42 protein-coding genes are annotated in these 19,598 nt (G+C 70.5%); 40 read left to right on the top strand and 2 right to left on the bottom strand.

Annotation, left to right across the window (positions count from 1 at the left end):
* Positions 1-54 precede the first annotated feature (54 nt).
* On the top strand, positions 55-1,473 hold the full coding sequence (locus YIM_RS48475) for a recombinase family protein (protein WP_153030621.1): 1,419 nt from the start codon (positions 55-57) through the stop codon (positions 1,471-1,473).
* A gap of 5 nt (positions 1,474-1,478) precedes the next feature.
* Here the strand turns inward: YIM_RS48475 and YIM_RS48470 are convergent, their stop codons facing one another.
* Together YIM_RS48470 and YIM_RS48465 are read right to left on the bottom strand one after the other, a co-directional pair.
* Complete coding sequence (locus tag YIM_RS48470) at positions 1,479-1,808, bottom strand: hypothetical protein (protein WP_153030622.1); 330 nt, start codon at positions 1,806-1,808, stop codon at positions 1,479-1,481.
* Between the two features lie 145 nt (positions 1,809-1,953).
* Positions 1,954-2,478, bottom strand: coding sequence for a hypothetical protein (locus YIM_RS48465; RefSeq protein ID WP_153030623.1), 525 nt, complete (start codon positions 2,476-2,478; stop codon positions 1,954-1,956).
* A 222-nt stretch (positions 2,479-2,700) separates the two neighbouring features.
* Between YIM_RS48465 and YIM_RS48460 the strand changes: the two genes are divergently transcribed.
* From YIM_RS48460 to YIM_RS48280, 39 genes are all read left to right on the top strand, one after another.
* Entirely contained in the window at positions 2,701-2,925 is a 225-nt protein-coding gene (locus YIM_RS48460) for a helix-turn-helix domain-containing protein (RefSeq protein WP_153030624.1), read from the top strand.
* Between the two features lie 59 nt (positions 2,926-2,984).
* Entirely contained in the window at positions 2,985-3,206 is a 222-nt protein-coding gene (locus YIM_RS48455) for a hypothetical protein (RefSeq protein ID WP_153030625.1), read from the top strand.
* A gap of 76 nt (positions 3,207-3,282) precedes the next feature.
* Entirely contained in the window at positions 3,283-3,648 is a 366-nt protein-coding gene (locus YIM_RS48450; RefSeq protein WP_153030626.1) for a hypothetical protein, read from the top strand.
* The gene (locus YIM_RS48445) at positions 3,645-3,821 is read left to right on the top strand and encodes a hypothetical protein (RefSeq protein ID WP_153030627.1); all 177 of its coding nucleotides are present in this window, start codon (positions 3,645-3,647) and stop codon (positions 3,819-3,821) included. The genes YIM_RS48450 and YIM_RS48445 overlap by 4 nt, the downstream gene beginning before the upstream one ends.
* Entirely contained in the window at positions 3,818-4,114 is a 297-nt protein-coding gene (locus YIM_RS48440) for a hypothetical protein (protein WP_153030628.1), read from the top strand. The genes YIM_RS48445 and YIM_RS48440 overlap by 4 nt, the downstream gene beginning before the upstream one ends.
* Positions 4,107-4,529, top strand: coding sequence for a hypothetical protein (locus YIM_RS48435; protein ID WP_153030629.1), 423 nt, complete (start codon positions 4,107-4,109; stop codon positions 4,527-4,529). Before YIM_RS48440 ends, YIM_RS48435 begins: the two co-directional genes overlap by 8 nt.
* Positions 4,529-5,005 carry a hypothetical protein gene (locus tag YIM_RS48430; protein WP_153030630.1) on the top strand — a complete coding sequence of 159 codons (477 nt, stop codon included), beginning with the start codon at positions 4,529-4,531 and terminating at the stop codon, positions 5,003-5,005. Before YIM_RS48435 ends, YIM_RS48430 begins: the two co-directional genes overlap by 1 nt.
* Entirely contained in the window at positions 5,002-5,244 is a 243-nt protein-coding gene (locus YIM_RS48425; RefSeq protein WP_153030631.1) for a hypothetical protein, read from the top strand. Before YIM_RS48430 ends, YIM_RS48425 begins: the two co-directional genes overlap by 4 nt.
* Positions 5,241-5,489, top strand: a complete 249-nt coding sequence (locus YIM_RS48420; RefSeq protein ID WP_153030632.1) for a helix-turn-helix domain-containing protein — start codon at positions 5,241-5,243, stop codon at positions 5,487-5,489. Before YIM_RS48425 ends, YIM_RS48420 begins: the two co-directional genes overlap by 4 nt.
* A gap of 77 nt (positions 5,490-5,566) precedes the next feature.
* A complete protein-coding gene (locus tag YIM_RS48415) occupies positions 5,567-5,977 on the top strand; it encodes a hypothetical protein (RefSeq protein WP_153030633.1) in 411 nt (136 codons plus the stop codon).
* A gap of 21 nt (positions 5,978-5,998) precedes the next feature.
* Positions 5,999-6,562, top strand: coding sequence for a hypothetical protein (locus YIM_RS48410; protein ID WP_153030634.1), 564 nt, complete (start codon positions 5,999-6,001; stop codon positions 6,560-6,562).
* The gene (locus YIM_RS48405; protein WP_153030635.1) at positions 6,559-7,248 is read left to right on the top strand and encodes a hypothetical protein; all 690 of its coding nucleotides are present in this window, start codon (positions 6,559-6,561) and stop codon (positions 7,246-7,248) included. Before YIM_RS48410 ends, YIM_RS48405 begins: the two co-directional genes overlap by 4 nt.
* On the top strand, positions 7,245-7,631 hold the full coding sequence (locus tag YIM_RS48400; protein ID WP_153030636.1) for an HNH endonuclease: 387 nt from the start codon (positions 7,245-7,247) through the stop codon (positions 7,629-7,631). The genes YIM_RS48405 and YIM_RS48400 overlap by 4 nt, the downstream gene beginning before the upstream one ends.
* Entirely contained in the window at positions 7,628-7,762 is a 135-nt protein-coding gene (locus tag YIM_RS49815; protein ID WP_255462913.1) for a hypothetical protein, read from the top strand. The genes YIM_RS48400 and YIM_RS49815 overlap by 4 nt, the downstream gene beginning before the upstream one ends.
* Entirely contained in the window at positions 7,762-8,184 is a 423-nt protein-coding gene (locus tag YIM_RS48395; protein ID WP_153030637.1) for a hypothetical protein, read from the top strand. Before YIM_RS49815 ends, YIM_RS48395 begins: the two co-directional genes overlap by 1 nt.
* Positions 8,181-8,984, top strand: a complete 804-nt coding sequence (locus tag YIM_RS48390) for a hypothetical protein (RefSeq protein WP_153030638.1) — start codon at positions 8,181-8,183, stop codon at positions 8,982-8,984. Before YIM_RS48395 ends, YIM_RS48390 begins: the two co-directional genes overlap by 4 nt.
* On the top strand, positions 8,981-9,181 hold the full coding sequence (locus YIM_RS48385) for a hypothetical protein (protein ID WP_153030639.1): 201 nt from the start codon (positions 8,981-8,983) through the stop codon (positions 9,179-9,181). Before YIM_RS48390 ends, YIM_RS48385 begins: the two co-directional genes overlap by 4 nt.
* Entirely contained in the window at positions 9,178-9,351 is a 174-nt protein-coding gene (locus YIM_RS48380) for a hypothetical protein (RefSeq protein WP_153030640.1), read from the top strand. The genes YIM_RS48385 and YIM_RS48380 overlap by 4 nt, the downstream gene beginning before the upstream one ends.
* A complete protein-coding gene (locus YIM_RS49810; RefSeq protein ID WP_255462914.1) occupies positions 9,348-9,476 on the top strand; it encodes a hypothetical protein in 129 nt (42 codons plus the stop codon). Before YIM_RS48380 ends, YIM_RS49810 begins: the two co-directional genes overlap by 4 nt.
* The gene (locus YIM_RS48375) at positions 9,473-9,835 is read left to right on the top strand and encodes a hypothetical protein (RefSeq protein ID WP_228004703.1); all 363 of its coding nucleotides are present in this window, start codon (positions 9,473-9,475) and stop codon (positions 9,833-9,835) included. Before YIM_RS49810 ends, YIM_RS48375 begins: the two co-directional genes overlap by 4 nt.
* Complete coding sequence (locus YIM_RS48370) at positions 9,832-10,719, top strand: DUF2303 family protein (protein ID WP_153030641.1); 888 nt, start codon at positions 9,832-9,834, stop codon at positions 10,717-10,719. Before YIM_RS48375 ends, YIM_RS48370 begins: the two co-directional genes overlap by 4 nt.
* A gap of 149 nt (positions 10,720-10,868) precedes the next feature.
* A complete protein-coding gene (locus tag YIM_RS48365; RefSeq protein ID WP_153030642.1) occupies positions 10,869-11,693 on the top strand; it encodes a hypothetical protein in 825 nt (274 codons plus the stop codon).
* Positions 11,694-11,895: 202 nt separating this feature from the next.
* Positions 11,896-12,162 carry a hypothetical protein gene (locus YIM_RS48360; RefSeq protein WP_153030643.1) on the top strand — a complete coding sequence of 89 codons (267 nt, stop codon included), beginning with the start codon at positions 11,896-11,898 and terminating at the stop codon, positions 12,160-12,162.
* Positions 12,163-12,183: 21 nt separating this feature from the next.
* Positions 12,184-12,645, top strand: a complete 462-nt coding sequence (locus YIM_RS48355) for a hypothetical protein (RefSeq protein WP_153030644.1) — start codon at positions 12,184-12,186, stop codon at positions 12,643-12,645.
* A 3-nt stretch (positions 12,646-12,648) separates the two neighbouring features.
* The gene (locus YIM_RS48350; RefSeq protein WP_153030645.1) at positions 12,649-12,876 is read left to right on the top strand and encodes a hypothetical protein; all 228 of its coding nucleotides are present in this window, start codon (positions 12,649-12,651) and stop codon (positions 12,874-12,876) included.
* The gene (locus YIM_RS48345; RefSeq protein WP_153030646.1) at positions 12,873-13,124 is read left to right on the top strand and encodes a hypothetical protein; all 252 of its coding nucleotides are present in this window, start codon (positions 12,873-12,875) and stop codon (positions 13,122-13,124) included. The genes YIM_RS48350 and YIM_RS48345 overlap by 4 nt, the downstream gene beginning before the upstream one ends.
* Before the next feature lie 221 nt (positions 13,125-13,345).
* Complete coding sequence (locus YIM_RS48340; RefSeq protein WP_153030647.1) at positions 13,346-13,651, top strand: hypothetical protein; 306 nt, start codon at positions 13,346-13,348, stop codon at positions 13,649-13,651.
* A gap of 127 nt (positions 13,652-13,778) precedes the next feature.
* Complete coding sequence (locus YIM_RS48335) at positions 13,779-14,210, top strand: hypothetical protein (RefSeq protein ID WP_153030648.1); 432 nt, start codon at positions 13,779-13,781, stop codon at positions 14,208-14,210.
* A 152-nt stretch (positions 14,211-14,362) separates the two neighbouring features.
* Positions 14,363-14,740 carry a hypothetical protein gene (locus tag YIM_RS48330; RefSeq protein WP_153030649.1) on the top strand — a complete coding sequence of 126 codons (378 nt, stop codon included), beginning with the start codon at positions 14,363-14,365 and terminating at the stop codon, positions 14,738-14,740.
* Between the two features lie 121 nt (positions 14,741-14,861).
* Positions 14,862-15,116, top strand: a complete 255-nt coding sequence (locus YIM_RS48325) for a hypothetical protein (RefSeq protein WP_153030650.1) — start codon at positions 14,862-14,864, stop codon at positions 15,114-15,116.
* Entirely contained in the window at positions 15,113-15,370 is a 258-nt protein-coding gene (locus YIM_RS48320; protein WP_153030651.1) for a hypothetical protein, read from the top strand. Before YIM_RS48325 ends, YIM_RS48320 begins: the two co-directional genes overlap by 4 nt.
* Before the next feature lie 24 nt (positions 15,371-15,394).
* Positions 15,395-15,862, top strand: coding sequence for a DUF6221 family protein (locus tag YIM_RS48315; protein ID WP_153030652.1), 468 nt, complete (start codon positions 15,395-15,397; stop codon positions 15,860-15,862).
* The gene (locus YIM_RS48310) at positions 15,859-16,275 is read left to right on the top strand and encodes a hypothetical protein (RefSeq protein ID WP_153030653.1); all 417 of its coding nucleotides are present in this window, start codon (positions 15,859-15,861) and stop codon (positions 16,273-16,275) included. The genes YIM_RS48315 and YIM_RS48310 overlap by 4 nt, the downstream gene beginning before the upstream one ends.
* Entirely contained in the window at positions 16,272-16,586 is a 315-nt protein-coding gene (locus YIM_RS48305; RefSeq protein ID WP_153030654.1) for a hypothetical protein, read from the top strand. Before YIM_RS48310 ends, YIM_RS48305 begins: the two co-directional genes overlap by 4 nt.
* Positions 16,583-16,861 carry an HNH endonuclease gene (locus YIM_RS48300; protein WP_153030655.1) on the top strand — a complete coding sequence of 93 codons (279 nt, stop codon included), beginning with the start codon at positions 16,583-16,585 and terminating at the stop codon, positions 16,859-16,861. Before YIM_RS48305 ends, YIM_RS48300 begins: the two co-directional genes overlap by 4 nt.
* A 2-nt stretch (positions 16,862-16,863) precedes the next feature.
* On the top strand, positions 16,864-17,040 hold the full coding sequence (locus YIM_RS48295; protein WP_153030656.1) for a hypothetical protein: 177 nt from the start codon (positions 16,864-16,866) through the stop codon (positions 17,038-17,040).
* On the top strand, positions 17,037-17,261 hold the full coding sequence (locus tag YIM_RS48290) for a hypothetical protein (RefSeq protein ID WP_153030657.1): 225 nt from the start codon (positions 17,037-17,039) through the stop codon (positions 17,259-17,261). The genes YIM_RS48295 and YIM_RS48290 overlap by 4 nt, the downstream gene beginning before the upstream one ends.
* 437 nt (positions 17,262-17,698) lie before the next feature.
* A complete protein-coding gene (locus YIM_RS48285) occupies positions 17,699-18,025 on the top strand; it encodes a hypothetical protein (RefSeq protein ID WP_153030658.1) in 327 nt (108 codons plus the stop codon).
* Positions 17,955-19,598 (top strand): terminase, encoded by a 1,644-nt coding sequence (locus tag YIM_RS48280; protein WP_228004704.1) that lies wholly within the window; start codon positions 17,955-17,957, stop codon positions 19,596-19,598. The genes YIM_RS48285 and YIM_RS48280 overlap by 71 nt, the downstream gene beginning before the upstream one ends.

Raw genomic sequence — 19,598 nt, 5'->3', positions numbered from 1 at the left:
AAGCTGACCTGGGCTACTTGTCAAGGGTGACATGTACGGTTCACACTATCGGACGTGACTTCGACGATCGTTCGTGTAGTGATCTACTGCCGCATCTCCAAGGACCGGATCGGCGCCCACCTGGGGGTGGACCGCCAGGAGTTCGAGTGCCGGGAGATGGCGCGCAAGCGCGGGTGGACGGTGGTAGCCGTGTTCGCGGACAACGACCTGTCGGCGTACAGCGGCAAGCCTCGCCCGGGATACCGCCGACTTCTTGCACTCATCGAAGCCGGTGAGGCGGACGCTGTTCTGTGCTGGCACACCGACCGTCTGCACCGACACGGTGACCCTATGGAGTTGGAGAACTACATCGATCTCTGCCAGCCGCGGAACATCCCGACGTACGCCAAGCAGGCGGGCACGCTCGACCTCACGACCGCGTGGGGGAGGAAGGATGCCCGGAACCGGGCCGTGGACGCCCGCTACGAGTCGGAGCACGCGAGCGAGCGACTCGTGGAGAAGATGACCGAGCTCGCGCGGGATGGCCTGTTCCTGGGCGGCCCCCGTCCGTTCGGCTTTGATTCGGACGGGCTGACGCCCCGCCCCGCTGAGATCGCGGCCATCGCGCGCGCGATACAGGACGTGCTTGCGGGAGCCTCGATCGGTTCCGTCGCCCGAGCGTGGAACGAACTTGGGCTCAAACCGCCCCAGGGAGCAAAGGAATGGATTCCGGCGTCCGTGCGGTCGGTGCTCATGCGGCCTCGCAATGCGGGGCTGTCGGTGCACCGACGCCAAGTCGTGGGGAATGCCACCTGGGCTCCGATCGTGTCGGAAGCCCAATGGCGTGCGCTCAAGAGCATGTTGGACGACCCGGAGCGCCGCCCAAAAGGAAACCTGTCTCTGAAGTGGCAGGGATCGAACGGCTACTACTGCGGGAAATGCGACGGTAAGGCCACGATGCGCAGTAATTCTGTTTGGAGTCCGAAGAGGAAGATTCTTCAACCGGCGTACCGCTGTCGCGCGGTCAACCATAATACGATCATCGCTGAGCCTGTCGACGATCTGGTCAATGCTGTGATCGCCGACCTGCTGCGCAGAGAGAACGTGTCTCTGCTCCCATCTGCTGATCCGGATGAGCTGCGTTCTGCGCAAGCTGAGTTAACTGCGCTCGGCAACCGCAAGAAACAGTTGGCCGCCCTCTACGGGGCGAACGAAATCGACGAGCAGGAGTGGTCGGAAGCACGTGCCTCCCTCACTGGTGCACTCGAACGTGCACAAGCGAAGGTGGCTGAGCTGTCCGCTGGGTCGACGCTCGCTGGCATCGCGGACGCGCCCGATCCGGGCCGCGCCTTCCTGGCGTCGACGGTGGAGCGTCGGCGAGCCGTGATCACCGCGGTTGCGGTGGTGTCGATCATGCCGAACAACCCGAAGGGCTACACCAGGGAGGCGGGGAAGATTGACCCGAACCGCGTCGACATCACGCCTATCGGCTAGCGGCGCTAGTGGCCGTCGCGTAGGAACCGCTCGGCGGCGTGCACCGTCGACCGCACGCTGACCGCTTCTTCGCGGTCGCGGGCGATCGCGTAGTCGGTGCACGCCAGGATGAACTGTTCAAGGTGTCTGACGATGGCGGCGATACCGACGGTGCCCCAGCCAGTCAGCATGACGATGAGCGCCAGCGGGAGCATGACGGGGTGCCAGCCAGCCAGTGGCACGGCCAGCATTGCGACACCTCCGATCATGGTGATCGCTGTCGCGATCAGCGCGGCGACCCACAGGTGGGTCGGCTTGACCTTGGTGGTGACTGGCTTCGGCCCCTCGGTGCGCATGCGAACTACATCCCCTCGTTGTGGTGGTATCGGGCTTAGCCCGTTCGGGGTGTTACACCCCCCCGATTGTCGTCACCGAGCTGAGATGAGTTAGTTCGCAGAAGCAAGGAATACCCAGGTGGCCTAATCCAATATTGCGATCAGGTTACGACCGAGTTTGTCCGGTTTGTGCCTGCCTTTGGCGGCTACGGGCGGCGGCCGTCTGGCGGGCACGCTCGGCGACCGCCTGGTCCTGGCCATCACGTTCGCGCGCCTTGCGCCGGATAGTGAGCACGCGTAGCAGCCAGTCCTCGGCCTCTGCTGGGTCGACCTGGTAGGCGGCCGAGGCCTCCGCGAGCAGGTCGGCCAGCGTCGGCTGTAGCAGCACCTTGACCGCGGCGCGCCCCCGCGCGTCGTCGTCTGGTTCGGCCTGTGCCCGCTGGGGCGGCGCTGGCATGTCCTCCAGGTCTTCCTCTCCGTCGAGAAAGCGCCGGCTCTTGCCGGGGTTCCAGCCCAGGGCGTTCTCGACGTCGGCGAGCGTGTTCGGGCCGGCGCCATGGCCGCGTTCGAGGTCGCCCAGGGTGCGGTCGCTGATGTCGAGGTGTGCGGCCCACTCCTGGAGCGTGTTGAACCCAGCCTTCTTCCGCGCGTTGCGGACGGCACTGCCGAGTAGCGCTTTGCGGTCCACCATGCGCTCAGGGTGCCGCATCTTCCGCGAGGAAGAAAGCGGAAGGCAACTTGAGGCAACCCTGGGCCTTCGTGAAACCTCGTGTTCTGTCATCTTTCTTCCCTTTCCTTCCTCGTGTCGTCGACGCCCAACCATCCACGTCTGGAGCGGTTGCCGCAACCCTCCTTCCTAAAAGTTCCGCCAAGTGGGTTGACTTACTTCCGAAACCTTCCTAATCTCTCCTGTATGCCCACCCCCAACCGCCAGCTCATCCGAGCCACACGACAGAAGCGTGGCTGGAAGCTCGCCGAACTCGCCGGGCGGGCCAACGTGAAGCCGCAGCACCTGGCCAACATCGAGAGCGGGCATGCCACCGCGTCGATCGAGGTGTTGCAGCGCTTGGCCCTCGAACTCGGCTTACCCGCCAAGCATCTGCGGCTGCCCGACGCTCCTGCCAGGGCGAAGACATGAGAAAGGTCGTCGCCACAGGGCCGCGCGACACGCGCCCGCCGACCCGGAACCCTCCGACCGTGCCGGACGTGCCAAACCCGCCGCGCCAGCCCCCGGCGGACCCGCCAGGCAGGCCAAGGCGGATCGCCGATCTTGACCCGGCGATGCGGGAGCACGCCGAACAGTTGCTAGCCCGCTTCGCCCCGCTGACCGACGAGCAGGCCGAGCGGGTGCGCTTCCTGCTCGCCCCTGCCGCTGAACAGATCCGCGAGCACGCGCCCGGCGCGCTGGCGATCGCCTGACCCAACGAAAAACGCGCGGCCGGTGCTGGAACACCGGACCGCGCCAGCCACGAGAGATAGAGATGGGAGAACTCTCATGACCAGGTCCAACCGTAGTAGACCGGCCGCCAAGCAGGCCCAGCCCCCGGCCCAGCCGGTGGACCGGTACCGGCACCTGCGGCAGACCGACTTCGTCCGGCGGGCGCCGCTGATGCTGTGGCTCGAACTGCTCGGCGCGGTGCTCACCCGGCCGCTGCGCACGCTCGCCGCCGACGCGGCGGTGGTGTTCGCGCCGATGACCGTCCGGATCACCGACGCGCCGGACCCGCGCCGGGGCGGTGACCAGCGGAGCGTGGCCGGGCCGCCGCCGGGCTGGGCGGTGCACCCGGTGTTCGTGGTGCTCGGCGTGGCCGCCGTGGGCCTGGCCGTCGGCGCGCTGGCAGCCGCGGTGGTGGCCCGATGAGCACGCTCACGAACTACACCGTCGGCAAGGGCCGCCTGGTGCACGGCTTCAACCAGGAGACCGGCGGCCTGCGGTGCGGGTCGGACTCCCGCTTCTGGCACAAGCGCACGAAGCAGCCGACCACCGCGCCGATCACCTGCCACACCTGCCTGCGCATCGGCGGTGGCCGGTGAACGCGCGCAACGTCCGGGCCCTGGGCCGTAACGCCGTCGTGCACGCCGGGAACCCGGCCAGCCCGGTTCCCTTCCCGCTCTGCCGTAGCGGCTCGCAGAACCAGCGCGGCACCCACTACTACGTGACAACCCAGGCTGTCACCTGCACCGACTGCGGCCCGGACATCGGGGCCGACCAGCGCGGCCTGTTCGAGGACGCGCCCCCGCTGCCCGTGCACCTGGTCGGAGAGCCGACCCCGCTCTACGACACCACCGCCGCCGCTGTCGAGAAGGACGTGAACCCCGATGACTGACCTGACTGCCCCGGCCGCCGTGCCGGTCCCCGGCGACCTGGCCGCGCTGGTCGGGCGCGTGGTGCCGCAGGCCTCGGCCGGGCGGCACCGGCGCCACGACTGCGGCGAGCCGACCGAGATCCTGCCCGCGCTCGGTGAGCTGACGGTGGTCGACGAGCTGCGCGCGATGCGCGGCGTGGTCGTGACCGTCGATCCGCACTTCGCCGGGCAGCAGTGCGAGTGGTGCCAGCAGTTCGGCGCGGTCACCTCGGTCCGGATCTACGGCGAGCCCGCCCCGGACACCCCGTACAGCAACCCGCTGGACGTGGCGGAGACCTGCGGGTGCCGGGCGTGCGCCTTGGGCGCGGTGAACCAGGCCCTCACCGAGCAGGACCGCAACTCCAACCGCGACATCCGGGTGGAGGTGGCGGGCTGATGGCCACCGAGGACAAGCCGCTGCACGTCCAGCAGGCCGAGGCGCTGCGGCGGTTGGCCGACCTGATCGAGGCCACGCCGGAGATCGAAGCGTGCTACTTGCGCGCTCCGTTCACCCCGAACATCTGGCACCTCCGGTCGGCGGCCGAGCTTGGCGAGCTGGCCAGGGCGGCCCTGCGTCTCGGCGCCCGGGTCGAGAAGGAAGCCGCGAGCGATGTGTACGACCTCCAGATCCATTTCGGAGCGTCTGGCTTTTCGGCGCTGGCCCCGCGCGGTGACGTGTGCGAGCGCGTCGTGACCGGGACCGAGGTGATCACCAAGAAGGTGCCGGACCCGATCCTGGTTGCCCAGGTGCCCGAGGTCGAGGTGCTCGAAGAGGTCGAGATCGTGGAGTGGCGGTGCACGCCGCTGCTCGCGCAGGCCACCACCCCGGCGGCGCTGCCGTCCTCTTCGGACAGTGCGGCGGCGACCGAGTGAGCACGGCGTCCACCTGGCCCAAGGCGGCCTTGCCCCCGGGTATCGCGATCGAGTGGGTTCCGGACGACAGCACCAAGCAGATGCTCGGCCGGAAGCTGAACCGCGCGGACGCGACGTTCCCCTGCCCGCGCTGCGGCGTGCAGTCGTGGATGGACGTCTACCTCCTGGCCGTGCGGTGGTCGTGCGGGCACACCCGCCCCCTGCCCCCGATCGGCTACCTCCGGCGGTCCACGGCATGAGCATCGGTCACCGGATCACCAAGCTGCGCGCCGCCGCGAACCTCAGCCAGGTGCAGCTGGCGGAGGCGATGCAGGCGCGCGGGCACACCCGCTACCACCAGTCGACCGTCCACAAGATCGAGAGCGGTGGCCGGTTCGTGCGGGCGGACGAGCTGGCCGCCCTGGCGCAGTGCCTGCGCTGCTCCGTGCTGGACATCCTCGGCATCCGGCGCGAGGACGACGCCGCTTGGCGTCGGCGCACCTGATGACCCGCCTCGGCCGGGACACCCCTCCTCCCGGCCGAGGCTTCCCACCCCACTACCTGCCATCGAGGAGCAACCCCGTGACCAGCGTCCACTTCACCAGCGACCACCCGCCCGCCCAGGACATCATCGACGCCCTGCGGGCCGCGATCGCCTACCCCGGTTCCTTCGGCGAGCGACAGCACGCCGACGACGGCCACCCCGAGACCCGCGAGAGCTGGCAGGCCCGCGCCGCGTACGCGGTGGTCGGCCCGCTGCTCGATCAGCTCGCCGGCATCGGGGCCGAGGCCTCGCCGGGCGAGATGCACCAGCTGCTGGCCGCCTACGGCGAGAGCCCGGCGCCGCACGTCACCCGCAGGTCGGCCGCGGCTCCGGAGCTGTTCGCGATCGGGAGCGAGCTGCTCGACGCCTGCCACGCCGCGGAAACGCTGGAGCCCCACTACGTGCAGGGCGTCTTCGCCCGCCACCTGCCCGCCGTCGACGAGCACTGACCGAGAAGGACCGCGCAACCGATGAACATCGCTTTCCAGGTCGGGCTGGCGAAGATCCTCCGGGACTTCTTCAACGCCTGCTACGACCAGATCCGCGTCGACGCCGACAAGCAGCTGGGCCGGGGCGACCGCCTCGTCGCTCGTTCCCCGCGCAACAACATGAAGCTGGCCACGGTGTCCAAGCAGGACCCCGCTCCGACCGTCGAAGTCGTCGACGAGCCCGCGTTCCAGGCGTGGGTGGCCGAGGCCTACCCGGAGGCGCTGAAGACCACGCACGAGATCGGCGGCAGCGTCCGCGAGGTGGTGGACGTGCTGTTCACCCACGCTCCGCACCTGCTGCGCGAGACGACTTCGGTGGACAAGGAGTTCCTGCGCGAACTCAGGACCCGCTCGGCGGCGGTCGGCGCGCCGGTCGGCCCTGGCGCGGAGACCGACATCCCTGGTGTGGCGGTGATCGAGAAGGCGTCGCACGTGTCCGCGCTGGCCGCCCCCGGCGCGCTGGCCGAGGTGATCGAGCTGTTCCGCACCGGCGAGCTGTCGCTCGAAACGCTCGCGCCGCGCGAGCTGCCGGGCGGTGCGGCATGAACAAGGAGATCCTGACCGCGCTGCGGGAACCGTTCACCGGCAAGGAGATCGGGAAGCTCCCGAAGGTCACCTGCCGGGCGTGCTCGGACCCGAAGAAGGACTGCGACGCCCACGAGCGCAAGAAGTGCAGCACCTGCAAGGCATTCGTGTCCACCGCGCACATCCACCTCGACTACGTCGGCCACGCCCACATCACCGAACGCCTGCTCAACGTCGACCCGTTGTGGTCCTGGGAGCCGGTCGCGTTTAGCCCGCACGGCCTGCCCGCGCTCGACGACAAGGGCGGCCTGTGGATCCGGCTGACCGTCGGCGGGATGACCCGCTACGGGTACGGGCACGAGGGCGGCGGCGGCCACCACGGCGGCGACAGCATGAAGGCCACCATCGGCGACGCGATCAAGAACGCGGCGATGCGGTTCGGGGCGGCGCTGGACCTGTGGAAGAAGGAGCCCGCCGCGCCGGTCGAGGCCACTCCAGTCAGCCGGGCCGAGAAGCCGAAGCTGCGCGAGGAGGACCAGCGCACCGTGCTGCGCGCCGAGATCGCGGGACTCGGCAAGACCTGTGGCTGGGACACCGCGGCGGTGGCCGAGGACTTCACCACCTGGTCGCAGGGCGGGAACATCCTGCGCGCCGGGGTGGCCGTGCTGGCCGAGTACAAGAAGCACCTGCAAGAGAGCCAGCCGTGACCGCGCAGCAGGTGTCCGAGGACGTGCGCGCCACGATCTGGACCCGGTCCGCGGGCATCTGCGAGAAGTGCGGGCGCGCTGCCGCCACGGAGGTCCACCACCGGTGCGGCCGCAAGATGGGCGGCACCGTCCGGCGGTGGATCAACCTGCCCGCCAACCTGCTGCACCTCTGCTCGCCGTGCCACGAGTTCGTCACCAACACCCGCGGGCAGCGTGCGTTCATCGAAACCATGGGCTGGCTCGTCCGCGAGGGCATCCGCTTGCCCTCCGAGATCCCAGTCCTTCTGGCTCGCGGGCTGGTGCTGCTGCGCGACGACGGTGACGTCGAGTTCGTTCCGCCCGGCACCGCCCGCGCCAAGTCCATTGAGGAGGCTCTGTCGTGAGCACCAAACCCACTCCGATGGCCCCGTGCATCGTGGTCGCCGGGCTGCTGCTAGTCGCCCTGTTCTGCGCGCTGTCGCTGCTCGTGCCCGCGCTGGTCGACCTGGCGGCCTACCTGTTCGGGAGTGCGTGATGCCCCGCCGCGCGCATCCAACCCACGCCTGCCCGTGCGGGTGCGGCGCGCGGATCGCGTTCACCCGGTACTGCTGCGCGGCCGGGTGGCGTCGCCTGCCCGTCCCGCTGCGGGCCGCGATTACCAGCAGCTACCGCCGCGACGACGCCGCGCACGCCGAGGCGATGCTGGAGGCGAAGGCATGGTTCGACGCCCAGCGCCCGGCGCCCCGGGTGTTCGCGCCGGACGGGCCGGAGCCCGAGCCGTCGGTGACCGCGCTGCACGCCCCGACCCGCACCGGTGACGGCTACCTCAAGCGGTGCGACGGCGGCGGCTGGTACTGGGCGGGCACCGTCGAGGACGTCGTGCCTCGCATCGGCAACAGCTGGCCGCCGACCCCGTTGTGCGTGGACGGGCCGCTGACCGAGATGCGTGCCCGATGACCGCCACCGTCACCCGCGTGCCGGAGATCGAGGACGTGCTGCGCCGCGCGGATGCGCGCCTGGCCGACCGTTGCGGCGACGAGCCGCTCCCGCCCGACCACATCGCCACCTTCGCCCGCGCGGTCGAGCCACTGCTGGCCGGGCGCCCGCCGGCATCGGCGGCCGACCTGGCCGAGCTGGAACAGCTGCGGCAGCGCCTGGCCGACGCCGACCGCCAGCTGGAGGACGCCACCGCCGAGATCCAGCGGTTGACCGCCGAGTTGCCCGCGCTCGAAGAGCTCGAAGCCCGCGCCGACAAGTTCAGCCAGCAGCGCGACGCCGAGGCCGCCGAAGCGGCGCGGCTGGCCGGTCTCCTCGAGGAGGCGACCCGCCGCGAGGCCGCGCTGGTTGCCGAGCACACGGCCGCGCTGGCCGATGTCGAGGCTCGTGCCGAGGTGTACCGCCAGGAGCGCACCCGGCACGAGGCCGCGAGGAGCGAGGAGCAGGCGGCGACGATCACGCGGCTGACGACCGAGGTGGAGATGCTGCGCGGCCAGCTGCACGCCGCGAACACCGGCGCGGCCGAGCTGGCTGACCTCCTCGACGCCGAGCGCCTGGTGGCCGAGCGCCAGCACATGCACAGCTACCCGTGGCCCGACCCCGCGCAGGCTCCCGGGCCGTGCTCGTGCGGCAAGCCGCACCCGTGGGCCGAACTCGCCGCGGCCGAGCTGGTCGGCCCGGAGGAACCGCCGGAGACCGGGCCGTGGGACACCGCGCTGCGCGACCGGATCCGCGCCGAGCTGGAGGGGTGGCCCGCATGAACATCAGCGAGGCGAACGCGACCAACCGGCTGCTGCGCTACCTGCTCGCCGAGGCGCCGAGCGAGGACGAGCACGCCCACGCGCAGGAGGACGCCACGTTCCTGGCCTCCCGCGCCAAGGCGGCGCTCGGCGCCGGTCCGGGCCGCGACCAGGTGCGCGAGCGGTGGCCGCAGCGCCCGCACCGGCGCGGGCAGTGAGCACCCGCGAGGCGTGGCGGCGTCGGCGGCACATCTGGCACGAGGCGCTGCGCAGCCTCGCCCGCACCGCGACCGCCACGCGCCGCCAGGGCACCACACCCGACTTCACCGAGATGACCGATGCCCGCGCCGCCGCCGAGGCGGCCCTGACCAGGAAGCGATTCCGATGACGACCGAACTCCAGCTGTTCGCCGCGCTGCTCGCCTGGCGCCGCGACATCGACAGCGTGCCCCTGCCCGAGATCACCCTGCCCGCTCCGGGCGCAACACCGCACAGTGAAAGGAAAACCGCGTGACCATCGAGTCCACACAGGACACGCAGGCGGAGGAAGACACCCCGTTTGCCCTGTTCCTCTACGAGCTGAACAAGGGCCGACCGAACCGCGAGCTCGGCGCGAAGCTCAAGGAGCTGGTCGCCGAGGTGCTCAAGACCCGCAAGGCCGGGACGCTCCAGCTCACGCTCACGGTCAAGCCACAGGCCAACGTGGACGGCGCGGTGATCATTGCCGACGAGATCAAGCGCAAGCTCCCCGCGTTCGACCGCAAGGCCTCGATCTACTTCGCCGACGAGACCGGCGCGCTCCACCGCGACAACCCCACTCAGCCCACCCTGTTCGAGCAGATCGTGACGGGCAGCAAGGAGATCACGAAGTGACCAGCACCGAACTCGTCGACGAGGGCAGCCACGCCCTCGTCGAGAGCCTCGCCCGCCGTGTCGAGGCCGCCACCCCGCCGGAGCCGTACCCCCTCGACACCACCTCGAACGTCGTGGTTCGGGTGCTGCGCAGCGACGAGCAGTTGCACGCCACCAACTTCGAAGGGTGGCTGCCGGACCCGGTCCGGCCGCGCGGCAATGCCACGCTCCACGACCCGTCGTCCTTCGTCGACTACGTGCGCCGCCTCGGCGACGGCTACACCACCGTGTGGGGCACGGAGAAGGACGCCCGGTTCACCGCGGTGCTCAACGACCACGCCGACAACGAGAACGCCGGGTGGCGCGACCACACCGCGGTGCTCCAGCTCCAGGACGACCCGGACTGGCTGGCCTTCGCCCGCCACGACGGCAAGTACCTGACACAGGTGCAGTTCGCCGAGTTCCTCCAGGACTACGCCACCGTGTTCATCCAGCCCGACGGCGCCTCGCTGCTGGAGGTCGCGCTGGAGTTCAAGGCGCACAAGAAGGCCGAGTACTCCTCGGCGATCAACCTCGACACCGGCGACGTGCAGCTGTCCTACAGCGAGGAGACCAAGGCGAAGACCCCGAAGGCCGGGCAGATCGACGTCCCGCGCGAGTTCGTGGTGGCCATCGCGCCGTTCCTCGGCATGCCACCCGTCCAGGTCGCTGCCCGGCTGCGCTGGAGCCTCGACGACGGCCAGCTGTCGATCGGGTTCAAGTTGCACCGGCCCGATCTGGTCAAGCGGGATGCGTTCGCCGAGCTGTGCACCGTGATCCGCGACGGGCTGAAGGACACCCCGCGCGGCGGCGACATGCCCGTGCACCTCGGCACCCCGCCGCAACCGGTCCGCCCGCACAACTGACCGGCTCCACCTGACCACCGGGGCGCCCCGTTCGCCCGCGCGCTGCGGGGCGCCCCGGATTCCACCCGCACACCCACTACACAACCGGCCGTGCATCGGGAGAACCCCGGAGCGCGGCGCGCCCGAGCACGAGGGGAGCACCCTGCCGCATGGCGGACACTCGCACCTACATCCGCGTCCACGACGGGATCGAGGACCACCCGAAGATCGATCCCCTGAGTGACAAGGCTTTCCGCCTGCTCGTCACCACGTGGGCCTGGTGCTCGCGGCACACGACCGACGGGCGTGTGCCGCTGAAGGTCTGGTTGAAACGCGGCACCTCCAAGGCGCGCGCCGAACTCGTCGACGCGCGCCTGGCCGAGGTCTACGCCGACCACATCGTCATGCACGACTACCTCGAACACCAGCGTTCGGCCGCGCTGATCGCCGAGAAGATCGACGCCAAGCGCCGCGCCGGTCAGCTGGGTAACCACAACCGGTGGCACCGCGACACCGGCACCCACGACGAGACCTGTGAGTTCTGTGTGGACAGTCCACCGCCCTCGCGCAACCGATCGCAGGTGCGATCGGACAGCGATCGCGGAGGCGACTCGCACCCGCGATCGCAAACCGGTCGCGAAACGTCGCCAGAGACAGAGACAGAGACAGAGACAGAGAAAAAGAAGGGGGTCACCTTGGGGGGGAAGCTCCCTGAAGCCAACGCGCGCGCAACCACCCCGCCCCCAACCCGCTGCGCCCGGCACGCCAACCACGACGACCCGCCGCCCTGCCGGGCCTGCGCCGAAGCCCGCCAAGCCGCCGAGCAGTGGCAGCGCGACCACGCCCGCACCACCGCGCTGGCCATCCGCGCCTGCACCTGGTGCGACGGCGACGGCTGGCGCTGGCACCCCGACGGCAAGCGGCACGGCGTCATCGGCGAACGCTGCGACCACACCCCGGCCCGGCGGCTCCAGCCCGCCGGTGAGCCCCCGTGACCCGCCGAGCCGTCCACGGTCCGCACGGCCTGTGGCGCTGGACGCGCACCGGCGTCGAGCGCGGCCGGATCGAGACCAACCCGCTGCTGCGCAAGTGCCCGCACTGCGGCGCCGCGATCGGCCAGAGCTGCACCAAGCCCAGCCGCGGCAAACGCGTCGACTGCCCGCCGCACCCCCTCCGACTCGAACAGGACCCGAGCCCATGCCCGCCACCTGCGCCCGCCGCGGCTGCACCGAGATCGTCTTCACCTGGCTCAACCGCCACCACTGCTCCGACGAGTGCCGCCGCGCCGACCTCGGCGGCGAGCGCCTGGAGCCCGCGCCGGTGACCCCGAGCACCGTGCGCCCGCTGACCGTCGAGCACCAGCTGGTGCTCGCACAGCCCGCCGTCGACGCCAGCGCCGAGCACACCACCGACCCGACCGAACGCGGCTGGCTCGCCAAGCTGCTGCGCCGCCTCTTCGGCTGACCGTCCCGAAAGGACTCCCCTGTGACCGACGAACTGCCCGGCCAGCCCGACGGCATCGACGAGGACGAGATACCCGGCGAGCTGCCAGACCCGGCTCGCGCTGCTGAGCGAGTGGTCTCCGTGGTCGAGTGGTGGGGCGACGGACGCATCCCGGTCGAACGGATCTCCGGACTGTTCGCCGTGCCCACCACCGAGCAGCCGCTGTATGCCCGGGACCTGGTGGCGTTGGCGCGGGTGCCCGAGGAGCTGGCCTGCGCGCGCGCCGCCTTCCAGGATCACGTCGCCAGCCTGCGGCGCGAGCTGGAGGAGGCGACCGCCGACCGCGAAGCCCTGCGCGGCCATCTGGCCGGCGTGATCGGGGAGCTGGCGAACCGCGTCCACGACCGGTGCCGCCACGACAAGCGCCCGCTGTGGTGCGCGATCTGCCAGGGCGTCGAGCCTGACCCGGACGTTCCCGGTCCTGTGGTCTCCGAGGGGGCGTGACCGATGAGCCACACCGACGCGATCAAGCAGGCTGTGGAGCAGGCCGGGTACACCGTCGTCGAGGTCACGGGGCCGGGCGTCGAGGTCCTGGCCCTGCACCTCGCCGGCCGACTCGGCTACGTCAAGCCCTCGGACGAATGGGTCGACGGCCTGGAGCCGCTGCCCGACGAGCACCAGGTGGCCGCGCACATCCTGCGTGACGCCGGGCTGCTGCCGGAGTTCGAGCTGTGACCGCCCGCTGCAACGCCGAGCTGTGCCCGTACTGGGACGGCGATGGCTGCCCCTGCGCTCGATTCGACATCGACCCGCCCGAACCCGGTACCGACCCGACCACCCTGCCCGCAGGCACCTACCACCTGACCGTCCCGACAGAGCACGACGTCGACGCCGAGGCCGCCCGCCACGAGGACACCTGCCCGAAGCGCCGCATCCGCCCGCACTGCCAGTGCTACACCCCACCGGAAGGCAGGGAGCCGTGACCACCCGCGGCCGCCGCACGGGGCCGGTCCCGCGAGGGATCTGCCCCGTGTGCGGCGAACTCCGTCACCTCCGTCTCGGCGGGGTGATAGGTCAGCACAGGACGATCTACCGCAGCCACTACCGCGGCGCGTCATGCGCTGGCGTCGACCAGGCCGCCGCGGTCTACGGGCCTGAACTCGCGTCGCAAGACGAGAAGTCCCCACAACCAAGGAGTCCCGAAGTGCCCGACCCGACCATGCCGCCCCTGCCCGACACCCGGCCGCCCTCCAGCGTCCGCCGCTCGGTCCGCATCCACCGGGAGAACGACCGCACCGCGCTGTTCGTCGACGACCTCAACATCGCCAACACCGTGGTGGACGCGGACGTCAGCCTCCACCCGACCGGGCCCCCCGAGGTCACACTCCGGATGATCCCCGGCGTCATCTACCTCGACAGCGACCTGGCCGACATCGGCGTCGACGACGCCACCCACGCCGCGCTGCTCAAGCTCGGCTGGACCCCGCCCGCCCGTCTGGCGAGATCGTGACCCGCCTGCGCTGGGCCTGGTGGACCGTCCGGTCCTGGTGGATCACCACCCCGCCGTACCTGGTCTACATCACGCTCCGCCTGGGGCACGATGAGCGACGACCCGGCTGCCGACGGAGGATGAGCTGATGACGGACGAACTCTGGGTGATCGTGCGCACCGGCGGCACCGCGCCCGAACTGGTCGGCGCCTGGTCCGATCCCGGCGAAGCGGCCAAGCTCGCCGAGGCACTGGGACCCGGGCACGCGCTCGCGCCGGTCACGGAGGTCAAGCCTGGCACCGCGTTCGTGGCGCACGTGTGGCGGTGCCGGGCGACGGTCACCCCGGGAGCAGGGTTCGACCTCGACGAGCCGCAGAAGCTCGCGGGCGCGTCCCGGATCGTGATCGACACCGCCGACATGCCGGCCGAACGCGTGCACGTCGACGAGGAAGCTGCGGAGCTGAACCGCGCGGTGCACGGCGAGAACCGGCAGCACCTGGAGGCCTTCGCCGCGACCGCGGAGCGCGCGGCCGAGCTGGCGGCCGAGAAGGCCCGCGAGCTGGGTGGTTCGCCCGCGTGACCATAGTGTGATGTGCACAGCACAGAAACCCCCTTGCAAAGTGTGATGCGGCATCACATAATTAAGGGGTCCCGCAGGGACAAGCCCCGGAGCCCGGGTGCTGCTTCACCCGGTTCCACACGGGGCTAACTCCATAGAGGAAGGAAACTCCGATGACGGAGGACTACCCGGACGGCCGTTTCTACGGCGTGCGCTACCACGAGAGCGCAGGGGAGGGCCTGTACCGGATCGCCGGTCGCATCCTGGAAGACCTCAAGCTCGACCAGGAGGAAGGTCTGCTCCCGTCCACGGTGATCCTGGTGGTGGCGGTGAACGGCAACACGATCACCGTCCAGGCCCACATCCAGGACCAGCGCGAGTTCGAGCACTACGTCGCGCAGGGCATCCGTGCCCGCGTGACCAAGGTGGCGGACCGCTACAACTGGCGGGGCATCACCAACGCCGCTGACACCCGGTTCAAGTTCGGATGCCAGGTCCGTTTCGTTCGCGGACGGCTTGACGCCCGGACGCTGGGCTCGATCATCGGATAACTGAAACCGGGGGCGGTGCCAGCCAGGCGCCGCCCCCGGCCTCTACCCACGAAAAGACCCCGGCGGCGCTGCTTCGCCAGCCGGGGTCGGAAGGAAACTCCACCGGAGAGGATACGACCCCATGCCGCGCAAGCCAACCCCGCCGCCGCCCGAACTCGACGCCGTCCGCGAAGTGGCCGGCCGCCTCGCCGACGCCGAGGCCGAGGTGGAGCGGCTGCGCGCCGAGCGCGACCAGGCGCTACTCGTCGCGAAGGAAGCGGGCGCCACCGGCGAGCAGCTCGGCGCCGCGGCCAACATCGACCGCCGCAACGTGTACCCGGCCCTCGAAGCCGCCCGCCGTGCGAAGAACGCGCCGACCCCGAAGGACCAGCCGTGACCGACATCGACGACTACGACGACGAACCAACCGGCAGGTGCCAGGAAGAGCCCTACTGCCACGCCTGCAACGACGGCGGCTGCCGCGAATGCCACCCCACCCGGTTCCAGGCCTGGCGCGCGAAATGGCAGGACCGGTACGGCCGGGCACTGCTCGGCATCCGCCGCGATCAGCCGCCGGTGACCTTCGACCCGTGGGCCATCCCGACCGAACCCGCCAGCCCGCCGCGGCTCCACGACGAGCCCCCGTTCTGACCACCCCAAGGAGACAACGAGCGCGTGAACGACTTGATCGAGTTCCTGCGAGCCCGCGTCGCCGACGACGCGGAAGCGGCTCGCAAGCCCCTGGGCGTCAACGCCCTGGCCCGCGCGAAGGGCGGCGCCCCGCTACCGCGCTGGCGGTGGCAGGGCGGCACGCGGACGATCTCGTCCGAGAACGGCACTTCCTCGCGCCAGCTGATTCCCCGCGCCGAGACCTGGCTGGCCGAGGGTGAGCACATCATCCGGTGGGACCCGAAACGGGCACTCGACGAGCTGGAGGCGAAGCAGCGGATCATTGAGCTGCACGCGTCGCGCATCTCGATCTGGTGGCCGGATCAGGAGGCGTGCGAGGTCGAGGTCTGCAAGGTGTGCAGCGAGTCGGAGTACTCGCCGGACGGCGACGTCGAGGCGCCTTGCCCGACCGTCCGCCTGCTCGCCCTGCCGTATGCCGGCCACCCGGACTACCGCGAGGAGTGGCGCCCGTGATCGAGATCCTGATCGAGGACGACCACGCCGCCCAGTGGGCGCGGGGCGTCGCGGCGGGCTGGGAGTCCGTCTACCAGAACGCCACCAGCAGCCCCGGCAGCGAGACCTCACCCGCCTACTGGCGCGGCTTCGCCGCGGGCAGACGGGTCACCCGGCGAGTCCACAACGAACGCTCGGTGGCCGGGAAGGAGTGGTACGAGCTGACCCGCGCCGAACGTTGGGACATCATCCTGGAGCACGGCCAGAACCCGGCCCTGCCGCCGCGCGGCGTCTCGCGCGGCGAACCGCCCCCAGGCCTGCGCAACTGGGTGTGCGCGGCCGACGGCCACGCCGACCCGGACAACTCCGGCCTGTGCATCCACTGTGGAACCGTCCTCGACGACGACGAGGACGGGGAAGAGTGGTGGTCGTGACGGAACCGACCCTCGGCGAGTGGTGGGCCGACCTGCGAGCACGCCGTGCCGAACTGGAGGCTGCGGTGGAGGCGCAGTGGCGAGCGCGCCCCATCATCAAGGGAGACCAGCCGCACCGGCCCCGCTACATCTACTGCTCCGAGCCGGAACTGTGCTGCCTGCACTACCACCCGGTGGTCATCGAGTGCGCCGTCTGCGGCCAGAGCTGGCCATGCGCCGCGAAATGCAGCCACCACACCGAGGCACAGGTAACCAGGCTGCGCCGGTGGGTCGAGGGACGACGCGGACGCCCGGCGCGAACCGACCGATGAGCGAGGCCTGGGCCGGAGGCTCCACGCGGGCGTGGCGCCGGACCCGCCTGTTCGTCCTCAACCGGGACCGCTGGATCTGCGGGCTGTGCGGCTTCGCCATCGACCCGCTGCTGGAGCACCCGCACCCGATGTCCGCGTCGGTGCACCACATCCGCGGCAAGAAGTACGGCGACGATCCGGCGTGGCTCCAGGCGGCGCACCGGAAGTGCAATATGGACGTTGGTGACCCCAACAATCAGCCTGACCCCGAACCCCGACCCATGACGGAGTGGTGACGATGGCCGACCAGCCGCCGTACGAACTGCACTACGAGCTGAACGGCCAGCCCGAGCGCGTCATCTCGAACTCGTTCGAAGCACTGATCCTGGGAGCTGGTGACTTCAGCCGCGAGCACAAGGACTACCGGACGATCAACATCACCGACTCGGACGGGAACGAAGTGTGGCGCCCATGACCGAGCACACCCCCGAGATCGGCGAGCTGGTCGACGTGGACCAGGGCGACGGCGTGCTCCGACGCGCGAAGGTCGTCGGATTCGAGATGATCCGCTGCCCGGTGGTCGAGTACCCGGCTCCCACGGGGCAGCTGCACGCGCTCTACTGCCGGTCTGTGGGCAAGGCCCCGGAACCCACCCGGGAGACCGTGCACCCCGACGACATCGTGGTGGACGCATGACCCACCAGCGCATGCAGGGGCAGACCCCGCGCCAGCCAGCACCACCACCCCCGCCTCCACCGGCGTGTACCTGCCGCTGCCAGTGCAGGTGTCCACGATGAGCAGGGCACCAGCACATCAGCACATGTGGACCACCACCAGGTGGATGCGGTGCGTCGAGTGCGGGCACCACCTCACACCGTGGCACCGAAGGCTGGCCATGTGGTGGGGGCTGCACAGGGCGCTGCTGCATGGGTGGGTACTGGGCAGGGCTACCACCCTGGCACGTAGGCGTGCACGATGATCATCATGCAATGCCTCATGCAACGCGCTGACCTGCACAAACGCACGTCCACAGTGGACAAGCCCCTGACCTGCGGTTTTTTGAGCTCCGACCCCGCCCGGACATCCACGTCCCTTGTGTCCTCTCTCTCCCCGCGCTCCCACGGAGGCCCGCGATGACCGATGATCAGCCCGTCGACGGCCTGCTGGGCGCGGTCGAGCGGACGCTGGACACGCTCGATCTCGAAGACGAAGACGCCGCGGCGTGCGAGCTGGCGCGCAGGCTCGCGCGGGCGATCGACGACGAGACCAGCGGGCGGACGATCGCCGAGCTCGGCGGGAAGCTGCTGGCGGTGCTCGGCGACCTCGGCGCGACCCCGGCCGCGCGCAAGGCGATCGTGCCGAAGGGAGGTACGCCAGGTGACGGTGACGGTGGGAACCCCAAGCGGGCCAAGCTCCACGCTCTCCGAGCCGAGCACGCCGTACGAACCGGGACCGACTGAGCGGATCCTCGGGCGGACCGAGCCGCGGCTCTACACGCCGCCGCTCGTCGTCGGCGCGCCCGGCCCGTGCGGGTGCGGGTGCGCGCTGACCCCAGAGACCTCGTACGGGTTCGGCGCCGACGACTTCGCGCGCGAGATCCTCGAACAGCCGCTCGATCCATGGGAGCGGTGGCTGGTCATCCACGCCGGCGAGCTCCTGCCCGACGGGCGCCCACGGTTCCGCAAGGTGCTGGTGATCGTCGCCCGGCAGAACGGCAAGACGCACGTACTCGTCGTGCTGTCGCTGTACTGGCTGTTCGTGCTTCAGGTCGGCCTTGTGCTGGGCACCTCGACCAACCTCGACTACGCCCGCGAGTCCTGGGAGAAGGCCGTCGAACTGGTCGAGTCCATCGAGGTACTCGACGAGGACGTGCCGAAGGGCGGTGTCCGACGGGCGAACGGCGAGCAGACCCTGACGGTGCTGTCCTATGCGGACGGGAAGCGCCGCCGGTGCCGGTACAAGATCGCCGCCTCGAACCGCAAGGGCGGCCGGTCGCTGACCGTGAACCGGCTCATCCTCGACGAGCTGCGCGAGCACGACTCGTGGGACCCGTGGAACGCCAGCTACAACGCCATGAACGCGGTCGCGGACGCGCAGGCTTTCGGGATCTCGAACAAGGGCGACGCGCGCGCCATCGTGCTCAACGCGCTACGCCGGGAAGCGATCGAAGTCGACGAGGTCACCGGCCGCGAGACGCTGCGCCCCGACTCGGACCCGGAGATGGGGTGGTTCGAGTGGAGCGCCCCGCAGGGCTCGGAGCCGGACGACCCGCACGCGCTGGCGATGGCGAACCCGAACCTCGGGCGGCGGGTCGGGCTGGGGTCGCTGCTGGCCGACGCCCGGCGCGTCAAGCGCGAGGGTGGGGAAGCGCTGGCGAAGTTCCTGACCGAGATCCTGTGCATGGACGTGCCGAACCTGAACCCCGCGCTGAGCCGCGAGGGCTGGGAGAAGGGCAAGGACCCGGCGAGCATGGACGGCCTGCGCGACCGCCTGGCGCTCGTCCTCGACGTGTCGATCGACGAACAGCACGCCACGCTCGTGACCGCCGCGGTGCTGCCCGACGGGCGCCGCGTACGGGTCGAGCCGGTCAAGGCGTGGTCCGGGCCGCTGGCCATGCAGCAGTTGCGCGCCGAGCTGCGGCCATGGGTGCGGCAGATCAAGCCGCGTCGGTTCGGCTGGTTCCCGTCGGGCCCGGCCGCGGCGGTCGCGGCGGAGATGGCTGTGGGTGCGCAGCGCGACGGGGAGCAGTGGCCGCCGCCTGGGGTCGAGGTTGAGGAGATCCGCAAGGACCTGCCCGCGGTGTGCATGGGGTTCGCCAGCCTGGTCAAGGACGGGGACGTGCTGAACTCCGGTGACCCGCTGCTGGACGCCCAGGTGGGCGGAGCGGAGAAGCTCCAGCGTGGCGAGGGCTGGGTGTTCACCCGGCGCGGTGCCGGTCACGTCGACAGCGTGTACGGGGCGGCCGGTGCAACGCACATGGCGCGGACGATGCCGCCGGAGGAGAAGCCGCCGCCGCGCCCGATGGTCGTCTGA

Source organism: Amycolatopsis sp. YIM 10, assembly GCF_009429145.1.
Lineage (GTDB): Bacteria > Actinomycetota > Actinomycetes > Mycobacteriales > Pseudonocardiaceae > Amycolatopsis.
The sequence above is the reverse complement of the archived record's forward strand: the minus strand, read 5'-3'. Positions and strand labels throughout refer to the sequence as shown.